At 62.2% G+C, this 19,847-nt stretch carries 22 protein-coding genes; 17 read left to right on the forward strand and 5 right to left on the reverse strand.

Annotated elements, in window-relative coordinates; all coding sequences use genetic code 11:
• Positions 1–137: 137 nt before the first annotated feature.
• Together NKJ32_RS06210 and NKJ32_RS06215 are read right to left on the reverse strand one after the other, a co-directional pair.
• A complete protein-coding gene (locus NKJ32_RS06210) occupies positions 138–1,031 on the reverse strand; it encodes an alpha/beta fold hydrolase (protein WP_352827064.1) in 894 nt (297 codons plus the stop codon).
• A 231-nt stretch (positions 1,032–1,262) separates the two neighbouring features.
• Positions 1,263–3,302 (reverse strand): lytic transglycosylase domain-containing protein, encoded by a 2,040-nt coding sequence (locus NKJ32_RS06215; protein ID WP_352827133.1) that lies wholly within the window; start codon positions 3,300–3,302, stop codon positions 1,263–1,265.
• Positions 3,303–3,629: 327 nt separating this feature from the next.
• On the opposite strand from NKJ32_RS06215, the gene dapA reads away from it, so the two are divergent.
• The 4 genes from dapA to NKJ32_RS06235 all read left to right on the forward strand — a co-directional run bounded on the left by dapA (position 3,630) and on the right by NKJ32_RS06235 (position 6,480).
• Entirely contained in the window at positions 3,630–4,511 is an 882-nt protein-coding gene (gene dapA / locus NKJ32_RS06220) for a 4-hydroxy-tetrahydrodipicolinate synthase (RefSeq protein ID WP_352785824.1), read from the forward strand.
• A 25-nt stretch (positions 4,512–4,536) separates the two neighbouring features.
• Positions 4,537–5,016, forward strand: coding sequence for an SsrA-binding protein SmpB (smpB, locus tag NKJ32_RS06225; protein WP_023768487.1), 480 nt, complete (start codon positions 4,537–4,539; stop codon positions 5,014–5,016).
• A 106-nt stretch (positions 5,017–5,122) separates the two neighbouring features.
• A complete protein-coding gene (locus NKJ32_RS06230; RefSeq protein ID WP_352827066.1) occupies positions 5,123–5,851 on the forward strand; it encodes a GH25 family lysozyme in 729 nt (242 codons plus the stop codon).
• Between the two features lie 107 nt (positions 5,852–5,958).
• Entirely contained in the window at positions 5,959–6,480 is a 522-nt protein-coding gene (locus NKJ32_RS06235) for a hypothetical protein (protein ID WP_352785828.1), read from the forward strand.
• A 30-nt stretch (positions 6,481–6,510) separates the two neighbouring features.
• Here NKJ32_RS06235 and NKJ32_RS06240 read toward each other — a convergent pair whose 3' ends face one another.
• Both NKJ32_RS06240 and NKJ32_RS06245 read right to left on the reverse strand, forming a co-directional pair.
• Positions 6,511–7,188: a uracil-DNA glycosylase gene (locus tag NKJ32_RS06240; RefSeq protein WP_352824961.1), complete on the reverse strand. Its 678-nt coding sequence runs from the start codon at positions 7,186–7,188 to the stop codon at positions 6,511–6,513.
• Entirely contained in the window at positions 7,185–7,766 is a 582-nt protein-coding gene (locus NKJ32_RS06245) for a LabA-like NYN domain-containing protein (protein WP_023677774.1), read from the reverse strand. Before NKJ32_RS06245 ends, NKJ32_RS06240 begins: the two co-directional genes overlap by 4 nt.
• Positions 7,767–8,044: 278 nt before the next feature.
• Here NKJ32_RS06245 and rpoZ point away from each other — a divergent pair, with 278 nt between their 5' ends.
• The 9 genes from rpoZ to era all read left to right on the forward strand — a co-directional run bounded on the left by rpoZ (position 8,045) and on the right by era (position 15,550).
• Positions 8,045–8,446: a DNA-directed RNA polymerase subunit omega gene (gene rpoZ / locus NKJ32_RS06250; protein ID WP_023677773.1), complete on the forward strand. Its 402-nt coding sequence runs from the start codon at positions 8,045–8,047 to the stop codon at positions 8,444–8,446.
• 111 nt (positions 8,447–8,557) lie between these two features.
• Positions 8,558–10,786, forward strand: coding sequence for a RelA/SpoT family protein (locus tag NKJ32_RS06255; protein WP_023677772.1), 2,229 nt, complete (start codon positions 8,558–8,560; stop codon positions 10,784–10,786).
• An 88-nt stretch (positions 10,787–10,874) separates the two neighbouring features.
• The gene (gene pyrE / locus NKJ32_RS06260) at positions 10,875–11,453 is read left to right on the forward strand and encodes an orotate phosphoribosyltransferase (protein ID WP_352449004.1); all 579 of its coding nucleotides are present in this window, start codon (positions 10,875–10,877) and stop codon (positions 11,451–11,453) included.
• Positions 11,454–11,466: 13 nt separating this feature from the next.
• Positions 11,467–11,847: a VOC family protein gene (locus NKJ32_RS06265; RefSeq protein WP_352592010.1), complete on the forward strand. Its 381-nt coding sequence runs from the start codon at positions 11,467–11,469 to the stop codon at positions 11,845–11,847.
• 231 nt (positions 11,848–12,078) lie between these two features.
• Positions 12,079–12,660 (forward strand): DUF2062 domain-containing protein, encoded by a 582-nt coding sequence (locus NKJ32_RS06270; RefSeq protein WP_023677769.1) that lies wholly within the window; start codon positions 12,079–12,081, stop codon positions 12,658–12,660.
• On the forward strand, positions 12,657–13,070 hold the full coding sequence (acpS, locus tag NKJ32_RS06275) for a holo-ACP synthase (protein WP_023719885.1): 414 nt from the start codon (positions 12,657–12,659) through the stop codon (positions 13,068–13,070). The genes NKJ32_RS06270 and acpS overlap by 4 nt, the downstream gene beginning before the upstream one ends.
• Before the next feature lie 77 nt (positions 13,071–13,147).
• Entirely contained in the window at positions 13,148–13,897 is a 750-nt protein-coding gene (gene lepB, locus NKJ32_RS06280; protein ID WP_352785837.1) for a signal peptidase I, read from the forward strand.
• A gap of 4 nt (positions 13,898–13,901) precedes the next feature.
• Positions 13,902–14,627 (forward strand): ribonuclease III, encoded by a 726-nt coding sequence (gene rnc / locus NKJ32_RS06285; protein ID WP_352785840.1) that lies wholly within the window; start codon positions 13,902–13,904, stop codon positions 14,625–14,627.
• Positions 14,624–15,550: a GTPase Era gene (gene era, locus NKJ32_RS06290; RefSeq protein ID WP_352592019.1), complete on the forward strand. Its 927-nt coding sequence runs from the start codon at positions 14,624–14,626 to the stop codon at positions 15,548–15,550. Before rnc ends, era begins: the two co-directional genes overlap by 4 nt.
• On the opposite strand, the gene NKJ32_RS06295 is transcribed toward era, so the two are convergent.
• Complete coding sequence (locus tag NKJ32_RS06295) at positions 15,517–16,269, reverse strand: CPBP family intramembrane glutamic endopeptidase (protein ID WP_352827068.1); 753 nt, start codon at positions 16,267–16,269, stop codon at positions 15,517–15,519. The two genes, era and NKJ32_RS06295, sit on opposite strands and share 34 nt — an antisense overlap.
• 178 nt (positions 16,270–16,447) lie before the next feature.
• Here NKJ32_RS06295 and NKJ32_RS06300 point away from each other — a divergent pair, with 178 nt between their 5' ends.
• The 4 genes from NKJ32_RS06300 to NKJ32_RS06315 all read left to right on the forward strand — a co-directional run bounded on the left by NKJ32_RS06300 (position 16,448) and on the right by NKJ32_RS06315 (position 19,780).
• Complete coding sequence (locus tag NKJ32_RS06300; RefSeq protein WP_352827070.1) at positions 16,448–17,152, forward strand: antitoxin Xre/MbcA/ParS-like domain-containing protein; 705 nt, start codon at positions 16,448–16,450, stop codon at positions 17,150–17,152.
• A gap of 362 nt (positions 17,153–17,514) precedes the next feature.
• A complete protein-coding gene (locus NKJ32_RS06305; protein WP_352698658.1) occupies positions 17,515–18,603 on the forward strand; it encodes a porin in 1,089 nt (362 codons plus the stop codon).
• 117 nt (positions 18,604–18,720) lie between these two features.
• Complete coding sequence (gene recO, locus NKJ32_RS06310) at positions 18,721–19,518, forward strand: DNA repair protein RecO (RefSeq protein ID WP_352827073.1); 798 nt, start codon at positions 18,721–18,723, stop codon at positions 19,516–19,518.
• Positions 19,505–19,780, forward strand: coding sequence for a PaaI family thioesterase (locus tag NKJ32_RS06315; RefSeq protein WP_023677761.1), 276 nt, complete (start codon positions 19,505–19,507; stop codon positions 19,778–19,780). Before recO ends, NKJ32_RS06315 begins: the two co-directional genes overlap by 14 nt.
• The last annotated feature ends 67 nt before the right edge of the window (positions 19,781–19,847 follow it).

The following is a 19,847-nucleotide window of genomic DNA, read 5'->3' on the forward strand; positions in this document are numbered from 1 at the left end:
ACCGTCTTGGCGCTACGCGCCAATCCACCTTCTCCCACAGAGGGAGAAGGGAAGAAACGTGGGCACCGACTTCGACGATCTGTCACCACTAAATAGGTCCGTGTAAAGCTTTCAAGGTGGTTATTTGATCTTGAGTTTTACTTCCCACCACCCCGCCGCTCCGCCCGATCGAAAAAACCAGCGATCCTGCCCGGCAGGATCCCGGACTCCAAAAACGGTGCATGCCCCTGGCCGTCGGCGGTGATCGTCTCGATATCGGTATGGCGCGTCCGCATCTGCTCGAGCGTTTCGGCGGACAGCAGCTTCGAGTTGGCGCCGCGTATGACGAGCATCGGGATGGCCGCCAGCGCGTCGAACTGTGGCCAAAGATCGGGCAGCGGCCGGCTGGGATCGAGCCCCGTCAGCGTGTCGACCAGTCTCGGATCGAAATCGGGCAAAAATCCCTCTTCGGTCTCGCGGTAGAGGGCTGACGCCATCCGCTCCCAATCCGCATCGGTCAGCGCCGAAAAATCCCCGCCATGGGTGCTGCGCAGGCCGCAGACCACCTCCTCGTACGTCTTCGGCCTTGGCGCGAGGTCGAGATAGGAGCGGATATGGGCGAGACCTTGCGACTCGATCACCGGGCCGATGTCGTTGAAGACGATGGCCTTCAGCACGGGCGGCCGCATCGCCCCGAGCACATGGATGATCAGTCCACCGCGCGAGGTGCCGATGAAGGCAGCCTCGTCGACGCCAAGTGCAGCCAGCCCGGCGAGAATATCCCCCGCTTCGATGCCGATATTGTAATGGCCGATATCGGCATCGTAGGCGGACTGCCCGCGCCCGCGATAATCGAAGGCGACAACCCTGCGCTTCGCCTGCGTCGACAGATAAAGCGCCAGCTCGTGAAAGTCACGGCAATTGCGGGTCAGGCCGGGCAGGCAAACGACTGGCCAGCTGCCGGAATTCGCTTCGCCGTAGATGCGGGCGTGCAGGGACAGCCCGTCCGGCGCGGCGTAGAAGAAATGGGAGAAGCCTTCGTCGTTTGGCATGTACACTCGATTCCGTGCTGCTGTCAGATCGTTTGCGACTGCTACAGGCGAGGGCAGGGGCGGTCAAATCGGGGGCTCTTCCTTCCCTCCTTGTGGGAGAAGGTGGATCGGCGCGTTAGCGCCGAGACGGTTGGGGGTGTTGGACGGAGCGCTGTCGGAGCCAAGCTGGAGCACCCCTCATCCGACCGAGCGTGGCTCGGCCACCTTCTCCCACAAGGGGAGAAGGAAAGGCTAACCTCGGCCGTTCGACAGATCCCCGACAATGTCGTATTTGCCGGAAATGCGCATCTTGTAGACCTCGTAGTTCTCCATCACGCGCTGGACGTAACTTCTTGTTTCCGTATAGGGAATCCGCTCGATCCAGTCGACGACGGCGTCGACGTCCTTGCCGCGCGGGTCGCCGTATTTCGCCACCCACTGGGCGGCGCGGGTGGGGCCGGCATTGTAGCCGGCGAAGGTCAGCACGTAGGAGCCGTCGAAGCGGCCGAGCTGCTCGCCGAGAAAGGCAGCGCCCAGCGTCGCATTGTAGCCGGCATCGGTGGTCAGCCGGGCCTGAGAAAATGTCATGCCGGCCTTCTTCGCCAATTGCTTGGCCGTGCCCGGCATCAGTTGCAGCAGCCCGCGTGCGCCGGCGCTGGAGACGGCGCCGATGTTGAACTCGCTTTCCTGGCGGGCAATCGCATAGGCCAGCGCCTTGCCCGAGCCGGAAATGTTGGCGGTGTCGGGAATGACGCCGAGCGGATGCGACAGCGCGCCGACGTCGATGCCACGTGCGCCGGCGATCTTGCCGACCTTCAGCGCCATGAAATGGTTGCCTTGTCTTTCCGCCAGCATCGCAAGCAGCGCCAGTTCGCCGGGGCTGCTCAACTGCCCGGCAAGGTCGCGGTAGAGGGTTTCGGCATAGCGGTCATAGCCTGCCTGCTGCAGCCGCTCGATGGCGCTGACCGCCTCGCGGGTGGCAAAATTCCGGCGGTCGGCGGCACTTGGCTGGGGGTAGACGATGTTGAGGGTCTGCCGGCCGACGCGCTCGCCGGCGAGCTGGCCGTAAAAGGTCGTGCCGTAGCTGGCGGCGCGGCTGAAATAATCCTTGGCACTGCCGGGACCGCCGACCTCGGCGGCACGGCCGAGCCAGTAATAGGCGCGCGACAGCGACATCGGCCCTTGGGCGAGCTCCGCGATTTGCGCAAAATGCTTGGCGGCGGTGCTCGGGTCGTTGAGGCCGCGCAGCGCGTACCAGCCTGCATGGAATTCCGCCTCGGCAGCATTGGCGGGACTTTCGGCGGCATGCGCGGCGACTATTCTGTAGGCGGTCTTCATGTCGCCCTGGTCGACCAGCTCGCGCGACAGCACCCGGCGTTCGACCCACCAGGCGTCCGGATCGACCTGAGCGTCGCGGTCGCCCGGCGCCTTCAGCACCAGCGCGGCGGCATCGGAAAATTTCTGTTGCTTGCGCAGATATTCGGCTTCGGCAAACAGATAGCCGGCCGCCCGCTGCGCTGCCGGCACCGCCTTCAGCAGCTTGGCCGCGTTCTTGTCGCCTTTGGTGACTGCCGCCCAGGCATCGGCCAATTGCTGGGCGCCGGCGAGACCGGCGACGCGCAGCGCCGAAGCGACCCGATCGGCATAAAACATGCGCTCCATGCGGAAGCGATGGTCGGCGGCCGGGATCAGCGCGCCGAACTCGCGGATGACCGCCGCCTCGTCCGTGGCTTCGAGCTTTTCGGTGCGCCAGAATGGCGACAGCACCGAGCGCGCCGCCTTCGTATCGCCCAGCGCTACATAGGAGCGGGCAAGGATCACCACGCCCTCGAAGGTCAGCGGCTGGCTGCCGTCGAACGCCCGCACCACGACCTGTGGCGCGGGGTTCTCGCGATAGAGCGCGCGCTCGCTGTTCTTGCGCAAGGCCATCGTGCCCGGCCAGTTCGGCAGCATCTTCGCGGCATCGGCGATTTCGCCGCTCGGCACCTGGTCGCCGCCATAGAGCGCAATCGCCCAGGCAAGGATGTGCCGATCGAGCGATTTGGCCGGCAGCGTTTCGCGCACTTGGCGCGCGCGCTGAATGTCGTTTGCCGCCAGCGCATCGAGACCGCTCTTCAGCGCCGCGACGCTGGCGGATGGCGAAGGGGACTGCTGCAGTGCATCGTTCTGCGGCTCCGTCATCGGGATCGCCGACGTGACCTGCCCATCGACGCTGCCGCCGATCGCCGCGCCGGGGATCAGCACAACGATCGCGCCGAGAAGCGCGAAAAGATGAAGCCGCCTGGTCGGCATGGATTTGGTCATTTCCTATTCTTCGATGCTACCACGGGCACAGATGAACTGCAGTCTATTCGTATGTGATGAAGGGCCCGTAAAGAAAACCTTATCGAGGTCGTTCGAATTGCAATTGCTGGCGCAATGCTTGCCGCGCAACAATGTCGAGACTATGGTGCGCCGCTTCGCTTTCGGCTAGAAGGCGCGCACGACAAACACCTACAGCGCCGCGCGTCTTCTCAGACGCGCAAGGGACGCTGTAGCAATTTAAATTTGGCGCATGATCCTTTCCGAAATCGACTGCGATTTTCGGGGTCATGCGCTAGTCCCAAGGAGTTGGACGACATGCTAAGAGGCTCGCTGACCGCGCTCGTCACACCGTTCGAAAAGAGCGGCCGTTTCGACGAGAAAGCCTTTCGCGCGTTCATCGCCTGGCAGATCGCCGAAGGCACGACGGGCGTGGTCCCGGTCGGCACCACCGGCGAGTCGCCGACGCTGTCGCATGACGAGCACCGCCAAGTCGTCAAGGTTTGCATCGAGGTCGCCAAGGGCCGGGTTCCGGTCGTCGCCGGCGCCGGCTCCAACAACACCGACGAGGCGGTCGGCCTGGTCCAGTATGCCGAGAAGGCGGGCGCCGACGCGGCCCTTGTCGTCACGCCTTATTACAACAGACCGACGCAGCGCGGCCTCTATGCGCATTTCGCCGCCGTCGCCAAGGCGACCAGCCTGCCGATCATCATCTACAACATTCCACCGCGCTCGGTGGTCGACATGAGCCCGGAGACAATGGGGCAATTGGTGCACGACTTCAAGAACATCGTCGGCGTCAAGGATGCCACCGGCAAGGTCGAGCGGGTTTCGGAGCAGCGCGCCACCTGCGGCAAGGATTTCATCCAGCTCTCCGGCGAAGACGCCTCGGCGCTCGGCTTCAACGCGCATGGCGGCGTCGGCTGTATTTCGGTGACGGCAAATGTCGCACCCAGGCTTTGCGCTGAATTCCAGGAGGCAACGCTTTCCGGCGACAGCGCCAAGGCGCTCGACCTGCAGGACCGTCTGTTGCCGCTGCACAAGGCGATTTTCATGGAGCCCGGCGTTTCCGGCGCGAAATATGCGCTGTCGAAACTGGGCAAGGTCGAGAATCTGCTGCGCTCGCCGCTAATGACGGTCGAGCCGTCGACCGCCGAGAAGATCGACGCGGCGATGAAGCACGCCGGCTTGATAAACTAAGGATGAGGCGCCACCTCTCCGCATCATGAATCAAGTCAGAAAAGCCGATCCCAACAACAAGACCGTTGCGGAAAACCGCAAGGCGCGGTTTTCCTATGAGGTGCTCGACACGATCGAGGCCGGCCTGGTGCTGACCGGTACGGAAGTGAAATCGCTGCGCCAGGGCCAGGCCAATATCCAGGACAGCTACGCCTCGGTCGAGGGCGGCGAGATCTGGCTGATCAACTCCTATTTGCCGGAGTATCTGCAGGCCAACCGCTTCAACCATGAGCCGCGCCGCCGCCGCAAACTGCTGCTCAACAAGCGCGAGATGGCCAAGCTGGCGCAAAGCGTCGACCGCGAAGGCATGACGCTGGTGCCGCTGAAGATCTACTTCAATGACCAAGGCCGTGCCAAGCTGCTGCTCGCCGTTGGCCGCGGCAAGAAGCTGCACGACAAGCGCGAGACCGAAAAGCAGCGCGACTGGTCGCGCGAGAAGGGCCGGCTGCTGAAGGAGAGAGGGTGAGGAGCGGTCCGCGAAGCGGAGGAAAAGCCAGCGATTTGGCTTTTCGAGCGACGAACGCCCGGAGCCGTAGCGGCGGGCAGGGCGGACCAAAAGGGATAGGTCTCGTTTGAAAAACCGGATCGTCTTATGGGGCGCGGCCGGTCTGCTCGTGGCGGGCCTCGTTCTGGCCGGCGGCTATACCTACTTCCAGACGTTTTCTCCGGACCGCGGCAAATATCCGGTCAGGGGCATCGACGTCTCCCATCATCAGCGGCAGATCGACTGGCGGCGTGTTGCCGCCGACGATGTCGCCTTCGCCGTGATCAAGGCGACGGAAGGCGGCGATCATGTCGACGATGCCTTCGCCGCCAATTTGCGCGCGGCCCGCGCCGCCGCTCTTGCCGTCGGTGCCTATCATTTCTTCACCTTCTGCAGACCGGGTGCGGATCAGGCACGCAACTTCATCTCGGTGGTGCCGCACGATCAGCCTTTGCTGCCGCCGGTGGTAGACATCGAGTTCGGCGGCAATTGCCCGCAGCGGCCAACTCCCGAACAGCTGAGCGCCGAACTCTCCGCCTTCCTCGGCCCGGTCGAGGCGGCGTTCGGCAAGACGGCGATCCTCTATGTGACCGACGAGGCGGCGCAAGCCTATGCGGGGCAGCTAGCCAGCCGCCCGCGCTGGCTGCGTTCGCTGGCGCTGCGGCCGGGCCATGACAACTGGATCTACTGGCAGTATCACAACCGGGGCCGCGTCGACGGCATCAGCGGCGACGTCGACCTGAATGTTCTCCAGGGCGGACCTGCGACGCTGGCCGCATTGTTTGCCGCAGCGCCTGAAGCGACAGCGTCGGATTGATGCTATTCCCGTCCACCGAAACACCCTCGATGGCACGAAGACAAAGCGACGAAGCGTTCCCCATGTGGCTATTCATATCGCAGGCGGCGCCGTGCTAAGTACATTTGATGCCGGAGCGCCCTTCATCAACCAATGACAGCAACGCCCCGCCTGCTGCGACGGACGGCGGCGACCCCCGCCTGGCATTTGTCTATGCGGAGGCGGTGCGTGGCCTCCAGCACCAGCAGGGCGTGGTTGAAAGTCTCAATACGCGCGCCGGCAATCTGATCTTCGCAACCGCGTTCGCGAGTTCTCTCCTCGGAGGCAGGGCGCTCCTGGATGGCGTGGGGCCTTGGGACTGGCTGGCGCTGACATTGCTTTTTCTTATCGGGCTGCTGGTCGCGATTATGGTGTGGCCGTATTATAACTATACGTTCCGTTTCGATCCAGAGAAGCTGCTCCAGGACTTCGTCGATCAGCACCCTCCCGCAACCCTGGACGGGATGCACCGAGTGCTTGCGCTGCGCATCAAATCCGACATGGCCAGCAATTGGCGGATCATCCAACGCCTGCGCGTCGCACTGCAGCTTGCACTATTTCTGTGGTTGCTGGATCTCCTGGCCTGGTTGTTCGCGATCGCCCGAATCTAGGGCTCGTGCCCTGGCGGGCGTCGTCCGACTCTATGTCTTCAGAAAAGCTTCTATCTGACTGAAGACGTTGACGAACATCGCTTCCGTCAACACGCCGGTATTGGTGTTGTAGCGCGAGCAATGATAGCTGGAAAACAGCGTGATGCCATTGGCCTGCCGCTGCCCACCATGCCGGAACGGATAGGCGGCAACGCGTTGGCCGAGCGCCCGCACGGTCGACTGGTGCGCGATCGAGCCAAGTGCCAGCACAGAGCGCAGATTTGGAAATCGCGCGATCGTCGGCACCAGGAACGTCCGGCAGGTCGCTATCTCGGCGCCAACCGGCTTGTTCTCCGGCGGCACGCAGCGCACCGCATTGGTGATCGCCGTACCGACAAGCTCCAGCCCGTCATCCGGTCGCGCTTTGAATTCGCCGCGCGCAAAGCCGTGCGCGATCAGCGTGTTGTAGAGCAGGTCGCCGGCAAAATCGCCGGTGAAGGGGCGCCCCGTCCGGTTCGCCCCGCGCAGTCCAGGCGCCAGCCCGACGATCAGCAGACGCACTGCATCCTCGCCTTCCGGCGGCAAAAAGGTCGGCACCGGCGCGTTGAACCAGGACGGCTCGCGCCGTCGCCACTCGGCGATGAAGTCGTGCAACCGCGGGCAGAGCGGGCAATCGCGATCGGGTTCGGGGGAGACGACCAGGGGCGCGGTCAAGGCAACGACCGTCAATAGTCTTCCTCGTCGACTTCGGCCGGTTCGGGCCGGCGCACCGGCCGCTCCGACGGATCGCGGCCGACTTCATTCTTAAGCGTCATCAAGTCGATGAAATGGTCGGCCTGGCGGCGCAGATCGTCGGAGATCATCGGCGGCTGCGAAGCCATGGTCGAGACGATCGACACCTTGCGCCCGCGCCGCTGCAGCGCCTCGACCAGCGTGCGGAAATCGCCGTCGCCCGAAAAGATGACATAATGGTCGACGACATCGGCAAGCTCGAGCGCATCGACGGTCAGCTCGATATCCATATTGCCCTTAATCTTGCGCCGGCCGGTCGAGTCGGTGAATTCCTTGGCCGGTTTGGTCACCACCTTGAAGCCGTTATAGTCGAGCCAGTCGATCAGCGGCCGTATCGAGGAGTATTCCTGATCCTCGACCAGCGCGGTGTAGTAATAAGCGCGCAGCAGATAGCCGCGTTTCTGGAAGCTCGCCAGAAGTTTGCGGTAATCGATGTCAAAGCCCAGCGCGCGCGAGGTGGCGTAGAGATTGGCACCGTCGATAAAGAGAGCGATTTTTTCACGAGGATCGAACATGGAAAATGTCCTTTTTCGAAATAAGCGGTCGTCTAAATGCGTGGCGACTATCGGCCGGTCTGATAATAGACCTGTTGGCCTTCATCGTTCGAGATAACGCCAGTTTTACGGCAATCCAAGGCACCATGCCGCACCGCAAGCAATTGTGATCGGCGCTGTGTCGTCGCAGGCGGCCCGCGTCAGAGCTGCGCACCGCCATAAAAGCTTGTATTTTGGCAGCGTTCAGGTTATGGACCGCGCCTGTTTTCCATCAAATCCAGGCATGAAAGGGGCAACTCATGGCCCGCGTAACCGTTGAAGATTGCATCGACAAGGTCGACAACCGCTTCGAGCTGGTGCTCTTGGCCGGCCACCGCGCCCGTCAGATCAGCCAGGGCGCGCAGATCACCGTACCGCGCGACAACGACAAGAACCCGGTCGTTGCGCTCCGCGAAATCGCCGAAGAGACGCTGTCGCCGGACGACCTCAAGGAAGATCTCATCCATTCGCTGCAGAAGCATGTCGAGGTCGATGAGCCGGAAGCCGATGGCGAGGCGATTGCCGACCAGACCGGCAGCGCCGTTGCAGCCACCGATGCCGACGACGCCGAGGACAACGTCACCTTCGATCGCATGACCGAAGAAGACCTGTTGGCCGGCATCGAAGGCCTGGTGCCGCCGGAAAAAAGCGACGATTATTGATCTTAGCGACAACTGCCGACACTTTCGCGTCGGCAGTTTCGTGGCTATCTATGACATGCGCCGTACGCCAGTGCGGCGCATGATTCATTTCAGCATTGCGAGATCCCGGCCATGATGCGTCAGTATGAGCTTGTCGAGCGCGTGCAGCGCTACAAGCCTGACGTCAACGAGGCGCTGCTCAACAAGGCCTATGTTTACGCCATGCAGAAGCATGGCCACCAGAAACGCGCCTCCGGCGACCCGTATTTCTCGCATCCGCTCGAAGTCGCCGCCATCCTCACCGAAATGCACATGGACGAGGCGACGATCGCCGTTGCCTTGCTGCACGACACGATCGAGGACACCACGGCGACCAGGGCCGAGATCGACGAATTGTTCGGCCCGGAAATGGGCAAGCTGGTCGAGGGCCTGACCAAGCTGAAGAAGCTCGACCTCGTCTCGAAGAAGGCCGAGCAGGCGGAGAACCTGCGCAAGCTGTTGCTGGCGATCTCGGAAGACGTGCGCGTGCTTCTGGTCAAGCTCGCCGACCGCCTGCACAATATGCGCACGCTCGACCATGTGCCGGAAGCCAAGCGCCTGCGCATCGCCGAAGAGACGATGGACATCTACGCGCCGCTGGCTGGTCGCATGGGCATGCAAGGCATGCGCGAGGAGCTGGAGGAGATTGCCTTCCGCTTCATCAATCCGGAAGCCTACCGCGCCGTCACCGCACGGCTGGCCGAAATCTTCGAGCGCAACAAGGGCGTGCTGTCGGAGATCGAGAAGGCGCTCTCCACGCTGTTCGACAAATATTCGATCAAGGCCGAGGTCAAGAGCCGGCAGAAGAAGCCGTGGTCGGTATTCCGCAAGATGGAGGCCAAGGCGCTGTCGTTCGAGCAGCTGTCCGACATTTTCGGCTTCCGCGTCGTTGTCGAGACGGTCGAGGACTGTTACCGCGCGCTCGGCGCCATCCACACCACCTGGTCGATGGTGCCCGGCCGCTTCAAGGATTACATCTCGACGCCGAAGCAGAACGACTACCGCTCGATCCACACCACCATCGTCGGCCCGTCGCGCCAGCGCGTCGAATTGCAGATCCGCACCTATCAAATGAACAAGATCGCCGAATACGGCGTCGCGGCTCATTCGATCTATAAGGATACCGGTGGCAAGATGAATGGTGCCGCCCATGCGATCTCGAAGGAAACCAATGCCTATGCCTGGCTGCGGCGCACCATCGAGCAGCTTGCCGAAGGCGACAATCCCGAGGACTTCCTCGAAAACACCAAGCTGGAACTGTTTCAGGACCAGGTATTCTGCTTCACGCCGAAGGGCATGCTGATCGCGCTGCCGCGCGGCGCCACGCCGATCGACTTTGCCTATGCCGTCCACACCGACGTCGGCGACACTTGCGTCGGCGCCAAGGTCAATGGCCGCATCATGCCGCTGATGACGGAGCTGAAGAACGGCGACGAGGTCGAGATCATCCGCTCGAAGGCGCAGGTCCCGCCGGCGGCGTGGGAATCGGTGGTCGTTACCGGCAAGGCACGCTCGGCCATCCGCCGCGCCACCAAGAACGCCATTCGCAAGCAATATTCGGGTCTCGGTATCCGCATTCTGGAGCGCGCCTTCGAACGCTCTGGCAAGACCTTCACCAAAGAAAGCCTGAAGCCGGTGCTGCACCGGCTGGCGCGCAAGGACATCGAGGATGTACTGGCCGCGGTCGGCCGAGGCGAACTTGCCTCCACCGATGTCATGAAGGCGGTGTTTCCCGACTACAAGGACGAGCGTGTCACGCTGGTCGCGCCCAAGCAGCGCGAGGAGGGCTGGTCGAAGATCCGCAACGCCGCCGGCATGCTGTTCCAGATTCCGGGCCGCGCCGCACGCAAGGACAAGAACCAGCCGCGAGACGATGCGGTGCCGATCCGCGGCGTGCGCGGCGATCTGCCGGTGCGCTTCGCGCCGGAGGGGGCAGTGCCAGGCGATCGCATCGTCGGCATCGTGCAGCCGGGAACCGGTATCACCATCTATCCGATCCAGTCGCCGGCGCTGCAGGCCTTTGACGACCAGCCCGAGCGCTGGATCGACGTGCGCTGGGATATTGACGAGCGCACCAAGGAGCGGTTCCCGGCGCGCGTCTCGGTCACCGCCATCAACGCGCCGGGTTCGCTGGCCGACATTGCACAGGTCGTCGCATCCAACGACGCCAACATCCACACTCTGTCGATGGTGCGCACCGCGCCCGATTTCACCGAAATGCTGATCGATCTTGAAGTGTGGGACCTCAAGCACTTGAACCGGCTGCTGTCGCAGCTAAAGGACAATTCGAGCGTCAGCGATGCAAGGCGCGTGAATGGGTGAATAGTGAATAGTGAATAGTGAATAGTGAAAGAGGGTGCTCTCACTACCCTACTACCATTCACCATTCACCATGGACATGGAGTGAACGATGAACACCGATGAAGTGCTGGGCATTTTCCGCGAGGCCGGCGCCGTTCTCGAAGGGCATTTCATCCTGACGTCGGGCCTGCGCAGCCCGGTCTTCCTGCAGAAGGCGCGCGTTTTCATGCATGCCGACAAGACCGAGCGCTTGTGCAAGGCGCTCGCCGAAAAGATCCGCACTGGCGTGCCCGGCAGGATCGACTACGTCGTCGGCCCGGCGATCGGCGGGCTGATCCCGGCCTATGAGACCTCGCGCCATCTTGGTGCGCCGGCGATCTGGGTCGAGCGGGAAGGGGGCGAATTCAGGCTGCGCCGCTTCGAGATCGCCAAGGGATCGCGCGTCGTCATTGTCGAGGACATCGTCACCACCGGCCTGTCGATCCGCGAGACCATCGACTGCCTGCGCGGCCTTGGCGCCGAAGTCGTTGCCGCCGCATGCATCATCGACCGCTCGGCCGGCAAGACCGATGTCGGCGTGCCGCTGATCGCGCTCGCCGAATATGAAGTTCCGGCCTATCCAGCCGACATGCTGCCGCCCGAGCTCGCCGCCATACCGGCGATCAAGCCGGGCAGCCGCAATATATGACTGAGACGCTGCCGTGATTGCCGGCATCGATCATTTCGTGCTGACAGTTCGTTCGGTGGACGATACCTGCGCCTTCTATCAGCGCGTGCTTGGCTTCGAGCGCCTCGACGAGCCGGATCGACCAACGGCGCTGCTGTTTGGAACGCAAAAGATCAATGTGCATGAGGTCGGGCGTACCTTCGAGCCGAAGGCCAAGGCGCCGACGCCGGGCTCCGGAGATTTCTGCTTGATTGCTGCCCGGCCGCTCGCCGAGATATGTGCCAACCTCGCCGCCAATGGTGTGGTGATAGAGGTCGGCCCGGTCGAGCGTGCCGGCGCTCGTGGCGCGATAATGTCGGTCTATTTTCGTGACCCGGACGGCAACCTCGTCGAGGTCAGCGAATATCGATCCTAAGCGACGCTCCTTAAATTCGCCGCGATCATAACCCTGTTCAGAACGGCGATACCCAAGGCTGGCGCGACCGGCCACCGAGCGGATGCCTCGGCCTCGTTGTTCTTCGGCCAGCGCATCGCTATATCAAAGTCGTAGTTGCTTTTCGGCGACCGCAGAGCGCAGCATAGGGCTGTCGCGCCCGGCTGGAGAAGCCGGCGTGAAGCTATTGACGGAACTAGGAACAGGAACAGAGTGCTTTTTCGACGGCGCAAGCCTGATGGTTTTTTCGAGCGGGTGCGTACTTATTTGTGGCCGCGCCGCTCGTTCTCGCGCTCGCTGCGGTATTTTTCCAAGCGCATCCTGCGGCTTAGGGCCACGCCGCATGCCGTGGCCGCCGGTGTTGCGGCGGGCGTATTCGCGTCGTTTTTCCCGCTTGGCTTTCACTTCATCATTGCTGCCATCCTGTGCTGGCTGATCGCCGGCAATCTTGTCGCGGCAGCACTCGGCACGGTCTTCGGCAACCCCCTGACCTTTCCGCTGCTATGGGCCGCCTCCTGGGAGGTCGGCAAGCTGATCCTGCATGAACACCTGCCGGCGCATGGCCCGCCCGCGCATCTCGGCGACATGCTGCATAATCTTTCCTTTGCGCAATTGTGGGGACCGGTGCTGAAGCCGATGACGATCGGCGCAATACCGCTCGGCCTGGTTTTCGGCCTGCTGTTTTACGGCATCACCCGCTGGGGCATGGTCACTTTCCACGAGCAGCGCCGCAAGCGGCTGGCCGAAAGAGCGGCAAAGGCTGGAAAAACCGGGCCGGAAGTTCCTGCCGAATGATTATCGGTATCGGCAGCGACCTCATCGACATCAGACGCATCGAGAAGTCGCTGGAACGCCATGGCCAGCGCTTCATCCAGCGCATCTACACCGAGATCGAACAGGCGCGCTCCGAAAACCGCGCGGCGCGTGCGGCCTCCTACGCCAAGCGTTTCGCTGCCAAGGAAGCCTGCGCCAAGGCATTGGGTACCGGTCTGGCGCAGGGTGTGTTCTGGCGCGACATGGGGGTCGTCAACCTGGCCAGCGGCAAGCCGACCATGGCGCTGACCAATGGGGCGGCAGCGCGGCTGGACGAAATTCTGCCTGAAGGGCACCGCGCGGTGATCCACCTCACCATCACCGATGATTTTCCGCTCGCTCAAGCCTTTGTGATCATTGAAGCGTTGCCGGTCGAAGAAGCGCCACATTGATTGCATCTGACCACCGGCATGACGTTGCCCAGCGCGCGCCGAGACTCTATACCATCCAACGCACAATCGAGGACGACATGAGCGTGGCTGAAAAAACCCAGAAGAAATCCGGCGGACTTGGCGAAACCGTCAGCGTCATAGTCCAGGCCCTGCTGCTTGCGCTGGTCATCCGCACGCTCCTGTTCCAGCCGTTCTCGATCCCGTCCGGGTCGATGCGGCCGACTTTGCTCGAAGGCGACTATCTCTTCGTCACCAAGTGGTCCTACGGCTTCTCCCGCTATTCACTGCCGTTCGGGCCGAACATCTTTTCGGGCCGCATCTGGGGCTCAGAGCCGAAGCGCGGCGACGTGGTGGTGTTCAAGTTTCCGCCGGATCCTTCTGTCGATTATATCAAGCGCGTCGTCGGCCTGCCGGGCGACAAGATCCAGGTCAAGGATGGCCAGCTCTTCATCAACGACGTGGGCGTGCCGCGCGTCAAGGTCGGGCAGATCGACAACCGCGACATCACCGAGGAGATCCGGCCGGTCGATGTCTATCGCGAGACGCTGCCGAACGGCGTCAGCTACGACACGCTCGACCTGACGCAGGCTTCGATCGGCGACAATACCAAAGAGTTCAAGGTGCCGCCCGGTCACTATTTCATGATGGGCGACAATCGCGACAACTCGTCGGACAGCCGCTTCACCGTCGGCTTCGTGCCGGACGAGAATTTGGTCGGCCGCGCCAACCTCATTTTCTTCTCGATCGGCGGCAGCGCCAGCCCGCTCGAAATCTGGAAATGGCCGTCACTGATGCGCGCCTCGCGCCTGTTCCATTTCGTCAATTAGAGCCATGGCGGCGACGAAACGGCTGACCGCCGATGCGCTCGCCGAGGCGCTCAGGGAGCGCACCGGCCACAGTTTTGGCGACCATCAGCGCCTGCAGCGGGCGCTGACCCATGCCAGCGCTCGCGGCAGTCACGCCGGCATCGACTACGAACGTTTCGAATTCCTGGGCGACCGCGTTCTCGGCCTTGTCGTTGCCGATATGCTGCTGGCGGCATTTCCCGACGCCGCCGAGGGTGAGCTGTCGCTGAGATTGAACGCTCTGGTCAACGCTGAAGCCCTGGCGGAAATTGCCGAGGAGATCGGCCTGCCGGAACTTATTCGCGCCGGTTCGGACGTACGCGGCCTCGACGGGCGCAAGCGCGTCAATCTGCGCGCCGATGCATTGGAATCGCTGATCGCCGTGCTCTATCTCGACGGAGGGTTGGAAGCGGCCCGTGCCTTCATCCACAAATACTGGCAGCCGCGCTCGCAAGCCATTGACGCCGCCCGTCGCGATGCGAAAACCGAACTCCAGGAATGGGCGCATCAGGCGGCAGGCGCAGTGCCGGTTTACATAATCGACAGCCGCGAGGGACCGGACCACGATCCGCTGTTCACCGTCAGTGTCAAGGTCGGCGCCTATCCGCCGGCGACCGGCAGCGGGCGCTCCAAGCGCGAGGCAGAGCAGACTGCAGCCGCGGCACTTCTGCAGCGGGAGGGCGTCTGGCTCGATCAAGGGAGTGCCGCATGACCGCCACCGAAGCTCCGGCAACAGAAGCTCCCGCTACCCGCTCCGGCTTCGTCGCGCTGATCGGCGCGCCCAATGCGGGGAAATCGACGCTGGTCAACCAATTGGTCGGCGCCAAGGTGTCGATCGTGACGCACAAGGTGCAGACCACGCGCGCTATCGTGCGCGGCATTGCCACCCACAACAACGCGCAGATCGTCTTCGTCGACACGCCGGGCATATTCAAGCCGAGGCGCCGGCTGGACACCGCGATGGTGACCACAGCGTGGGGCGGTGCCAAGGACGCCGATATCGTGCTGCTCTTGATCGATGCCGAGCGCGGCATCCGGGGCGATGCCGACGCCATCCTCGAGCGGCTGAAGGATGTCCGGCAGCCGATGGTGTTGATCCTCAACAAGGTCGATCGGGTCAAGCACGAGACGTTGCTGGCATTGTCGGCGGCAGCCAACGAAAGGGTGCCGTTCAAGCGCACCTTCATGGTTTCGGCGCTGACCGGGTCCGGCTGCAAGGACCTGCTCGACTATCTCGCCGAGACCTTGCCGGCCGGCCCCTGGTACTATCCGGAGGACCAGATCTCTGACCTGCCGATGCGCCAGCTCGCGGCCGAGATCACCCGCGAAAAGCTCTATCTCAGGCTGCATCAGGAACTGCCTTATTCCTCCCACATCGAGACCGAGAAATGGGAAGAGAAGAAGGACGGCTCGGTGCGCATCGACCAGACAATCTATGTCGAGCGTGACAGCCAGAAGAAGATCGTGCTCGGCCATAAGGGCGAGACGATCCGCGCCATCGGCCAGGCCGCGCGCATGGAAATCGCAGGCATACTCGAGCAGAAGGTGCACCTCTTCCTGTTCGTCAAGGTGCGCGAGAACTGGGGCGACGATCCCGAGCGCTACCGTGAAATGGGGCTCGAATTTCCGCACTGAGCCTGTTTGGGCGATCCGCAGAGCGGCCTGTTGGCCGCCTCAGGATTGCCCAAGTGCCAGCGACACGCCGTCGGCAAGATGTTCTGCGTGAGAGGCGCCGTGATTAAACAGCGCCAGCAAGCTGCGTTGCCGACCCGCGGGCGAAGCTCTCGATGCCGTAGACGGCAACGATGGCGACCGCAGCCACCGCCCAGATCGCAACACCGATCCATTGCTGCTGCACATGGTCGGCGTCGATGAACGCCCAGGAAGCGTACGCTGTTCTGATGGGTGACATGCATCAGAATGGCGAGAAGCACGCTACCGGTGTTCTGATAGAGCCAGGTAAATACCACTGCCGCCAGCACAACGTTGACTGTGCTATAGACGCTGAGATCGCCGACCAGGCCGAGCGGAAAATGCCAGATCGCCCAGATCGCGCCGAGGATCAGGCTTCCGGCCAGCGCCGAATGCTTGGCTAGCAGGCGCGGTGTCGCAAAGCCGCGCCATCCCGGCTCTTCGCCAAGCGGGCCGCTGAAGACCGCATAAAGCGCGATGATCGGCAGTATCTCAATGACAGCTGGAATGTTGCTCCAGGCCGAGAGGTCGCCGGGGTGCCCGATCGGTCGACTTGCATCTTGAACAGCCGCCGAATCATTCCGGGAGGCTATGCGTCGACCACGTCGGTCGACCCGTTCCTTATTGGTACCGGCGCGACGGGAAATCCTGAGCGGGTTCAAAGAAATTTCCGATATTTCATGCAAAATCGGCCAGTAGACCGAATGGAACTCCTGCCGATACTGCGACCGTGCGTGGTTCCCGTTTGTCGTCTCTCCGTCATACACCCTGCCTATAGGCTGTGTGAAAGACCCGCTTCCGAGCAAACCGGAACCGGCAGGCAAACAGCCAGATCAGGACATGACCGGGACTTGGAATCGCATCGACCCCATCCGTCAGATCGAGTTTGCAAACGCCGTCGCTGTTGAGATCGAGCGCGTGCTGGCGCGGCAAGGCAAGGTGACGAACACCGATGCGGTCGTTGCAGCGGGCAGGGTCGCCGGCGCCGTTGCCGCCGCCGTCGCTTTGCTTGCGCCGACCGACATCAGTGCGATCGACACCATGCAGGAAAGATTACCCGGCATGGCGTCGCGTTTCGTGCGGATATTGGCAGCCGAAGCTGCGGAACGCCGTGCCCGGACGCATCTGTCGACGCCGCACGAAGGCCAAGGGGCAGACATCCAACGCCTGGCCGGAACGGGCGACCTCGACTCGATGCGGGTCGAGGACTGGGCCGGTCGGGTCGCCGGGTCGACGTTCCTGCAGCAAAATCTCGGCATATCGCGCTCGACCCTGCATCGCTGGCAGCGGAGCGGCACGGTCGTTGCGTTGCGCTCCGGTGGCCGCAAACATGTATTTCCCCTGGCCCAGTTCATCGACGGCAGGCCGGCGCCGGGTATCAAGGAAGTGTTATCCGCGATGCCCGATCCACGGCATGCCTGGTCGTGGCTGATCGGCCCCGCGCCCGGCCTCGCCGGACGTATTCCCATTGAAATGCTCAAACGGGATCTGGTGGCGGAAGTCGTTCTTGCCGCACAGAACGCAGCGATGGCGAAGTCGGCTTGATCTCGCTGCCAACTCTAGAAGTCTATTCCAAAAAAATAACATGTAGAAGGAATGTATGTCGGATTCCGATAGGTTTGCCGGCTAATGGCATAAGTATATTTTTGTACAATTGTGACAGTGTCTCGTTTGTTCCGGCGGTAAATGTGAAGAAAATATGAAGTGATATTTGTGCAACATGGATTTATTCTGTTATGCAAACATTGATTATTTTTGGAATCATCATTGAGACTGGAATGCGGAAGAGTATGTTCGCCGCCTGAAGAGGGGGTGCGGTGCGCGCCTTTTTCGACGTGGGTGAGGCGTTCAGCCGTTCAACCCATGAATCCAAAGCCATTTTTAACTTTGACTGGAGAGGTCAGAAAATGAATATCAAGAGCCTTCTTCTCGGCTCAGCCGCGGCATTCGTCGCGGTCTCCGGTGCGCGCGCCGCCGACGCTGTTGTGGTCGCCGAGCCGGAACCCGCCGAATACGTCAAGATCTGCGACGTCTACGGCGCTGGCTACTACTACGTCCCCGGCACCGAAATCTGCCTGCGCATCGGCGGCTATGTCCGCTATGACGCCAGCTTCGGCGACGCCGGCCGCGTTTTCGATGGCGCGACGACACATGACCTTATGGACGGTGACGAGCAGCAGACCTGGAACAAGAATGCCCGCTTCAATCTGAAGACGTGGACCGGCCAGGAGACCGAGCTCGGCACGTTGAAGACCTATACCGAGACCCGTTTCAACTTCGGCAACACCAAACACACCGTGAGCGGTGTTGATTTCAGCGTGCAGGACAACAAGGCGGTTACCCTGAACTTCGCCTGGATCCAGCTTGGAGGTTTCCGCGTCGGTAAGGATGAAACTGTCTATGATTCGTTCATCGGTTACGCCGGCAACGTCGTCCAGGACACTATCATTCCTTACGGCACCAAGGACACCAACCTGATCAGTTACTATTTCGATGGCGGTAATGGCTTTACGGCAGTCGCCTCGGTCGAAACGGGCTCCGGCGCTGACCAGTCGATCGACAGCTACGTTCCGTTTGTCGTCGGCGGCGTGAAATACAAGGGCGACTGGGGTGCGATCACTGCGGTCGGCGCCTATAACAGCACGTCGGAAGAATGGGCCGGCAAAGCTCGCCTCGACGTCAAGCCGATTACTGACCTGACCCTGTTCGTGATGGCGGGCTACGGCAGCGACGACAACGTCGCGAAGAACTTCTACAAGCCGTGGACTGGCAACTTTGCCGTCTGGGGCGGCGGCAGCTATGCCGTCAACAAGAAGACGTCTTTGAACGCCCAGGTCTCCTATACCGACGACCAAGACTTCGCCGTTGCGGCCAACGTCGCCTACACCATCGTTCCTGGTTACACGATCACCGCCGAAGTCGATTATTACGACAATTTCGATGCCGACGATGCCGACACAATCGGCGGCATCTTCCGCTTCCAGCGCTCGTTCTGATCAAACGACGATCTCGCAAAAAACGGCCCATAGCGATACGCTACGGGCCGTTTTGGTTTGGCGGCGGATACGTCGCACATCTTGATTTCGCCATCCAACCGGTGACAAGCTCTCGTCATGGAATGGCGCGACGAGGGAATCATTCTCGGCACCCGCAAGCATGGCGAAACCAGCGCCATTCTCGAGGTGATGACGTGCGCGCATGGCCGCCATCTCGGTCTCGTGCGCGGCGGCCGTTCGCGCAAACAGCAGCCTGTCTTGCAGCCCGGCAATCGCGTCGACCTGTTGTGGCGGGCGCGGCTCGACGAGCATCTCGGCACCTTCCAAGTCGAGGCTATCGAGATGAACGCCGCCCGGCTGATGGACAGCGCCGTTGCCGTCTACGGCCTGCAGACGATGGCCGCGCATTTGCGTCTTCTGCCTGAGCGTGACGCCCATGGCGGCCTTTACGAGACGCTTGCGGTGATGATCGCTCATCTCGACGATGCCGATGCCGCCGGCGAGCTGGTGGCCCGCTTCGAGCTGCTGGTACTCGACGAACTCGGTTTCGGCCTCGATCTCAGCCAGTGTGCGGCGACCGGCACCAGGCAGGACCTTGCCTATGTCTCGCCGAAATCCGGCCGCGCCGTGTCGCGGGCGGCGGGCGCGCCGTGGCGCGACAAGCTGCTGGCGCTGCCTGCCTTCCTGCAGCGCGGCTCCGGGCTGCGCGCCGATCCGGCGGCGATCGAGGACGCCTTCCGGCTGACCGGCTTCTTTTTGACCCGCCATGTCTACGAACCGCGCGGCATCGAGCCTCCCGGCGCCCGCGCCGGGTTTCTCGCCGCCTTGCGCAGGCATCATTCACCCGGCCATGAATCCGGCAAGGCAAGCGCCGGGGAAACCGCCACGGGGAAACCACCAGATGAGCGAAGTTGAACCTGATCCCGAAAACGTTTCGCCGCTCGGCCTTGGCACCATTTCGCAGGTGGGCGAGGCCTATGCGACGGCCGAGTTCAAAGTGAATTTGACGCGGCCGATCACGCCAAGGACGGGCGAGGTGGTGTGCGAGGGCAAAGTGGTGCACAAGGGCCGCACGCTGACGGTTTCGGAAGCGGCGCTGAAGGACGCCAACGGCAAGCTGCTGGCTTTCGGCACCGAAACATGCTCGATCTTTCCGGCCAATCTGGCGGCACGTTGAATGGACCGGCCGTTTGGCCGCCGCATTTGAATGTCACTGAACATTGAATGTCAGTGACAACTGGCCT

The sequence above is a fragment of the Mesorhizobium sp. M0159 genome (assembly GCF_040322295.1).
Lineage (GTDB): Bacteria > Pseudomonadota > Alphaproteobacteria > Rhizobiales > Rhizobiaceae > Mesorhizobium.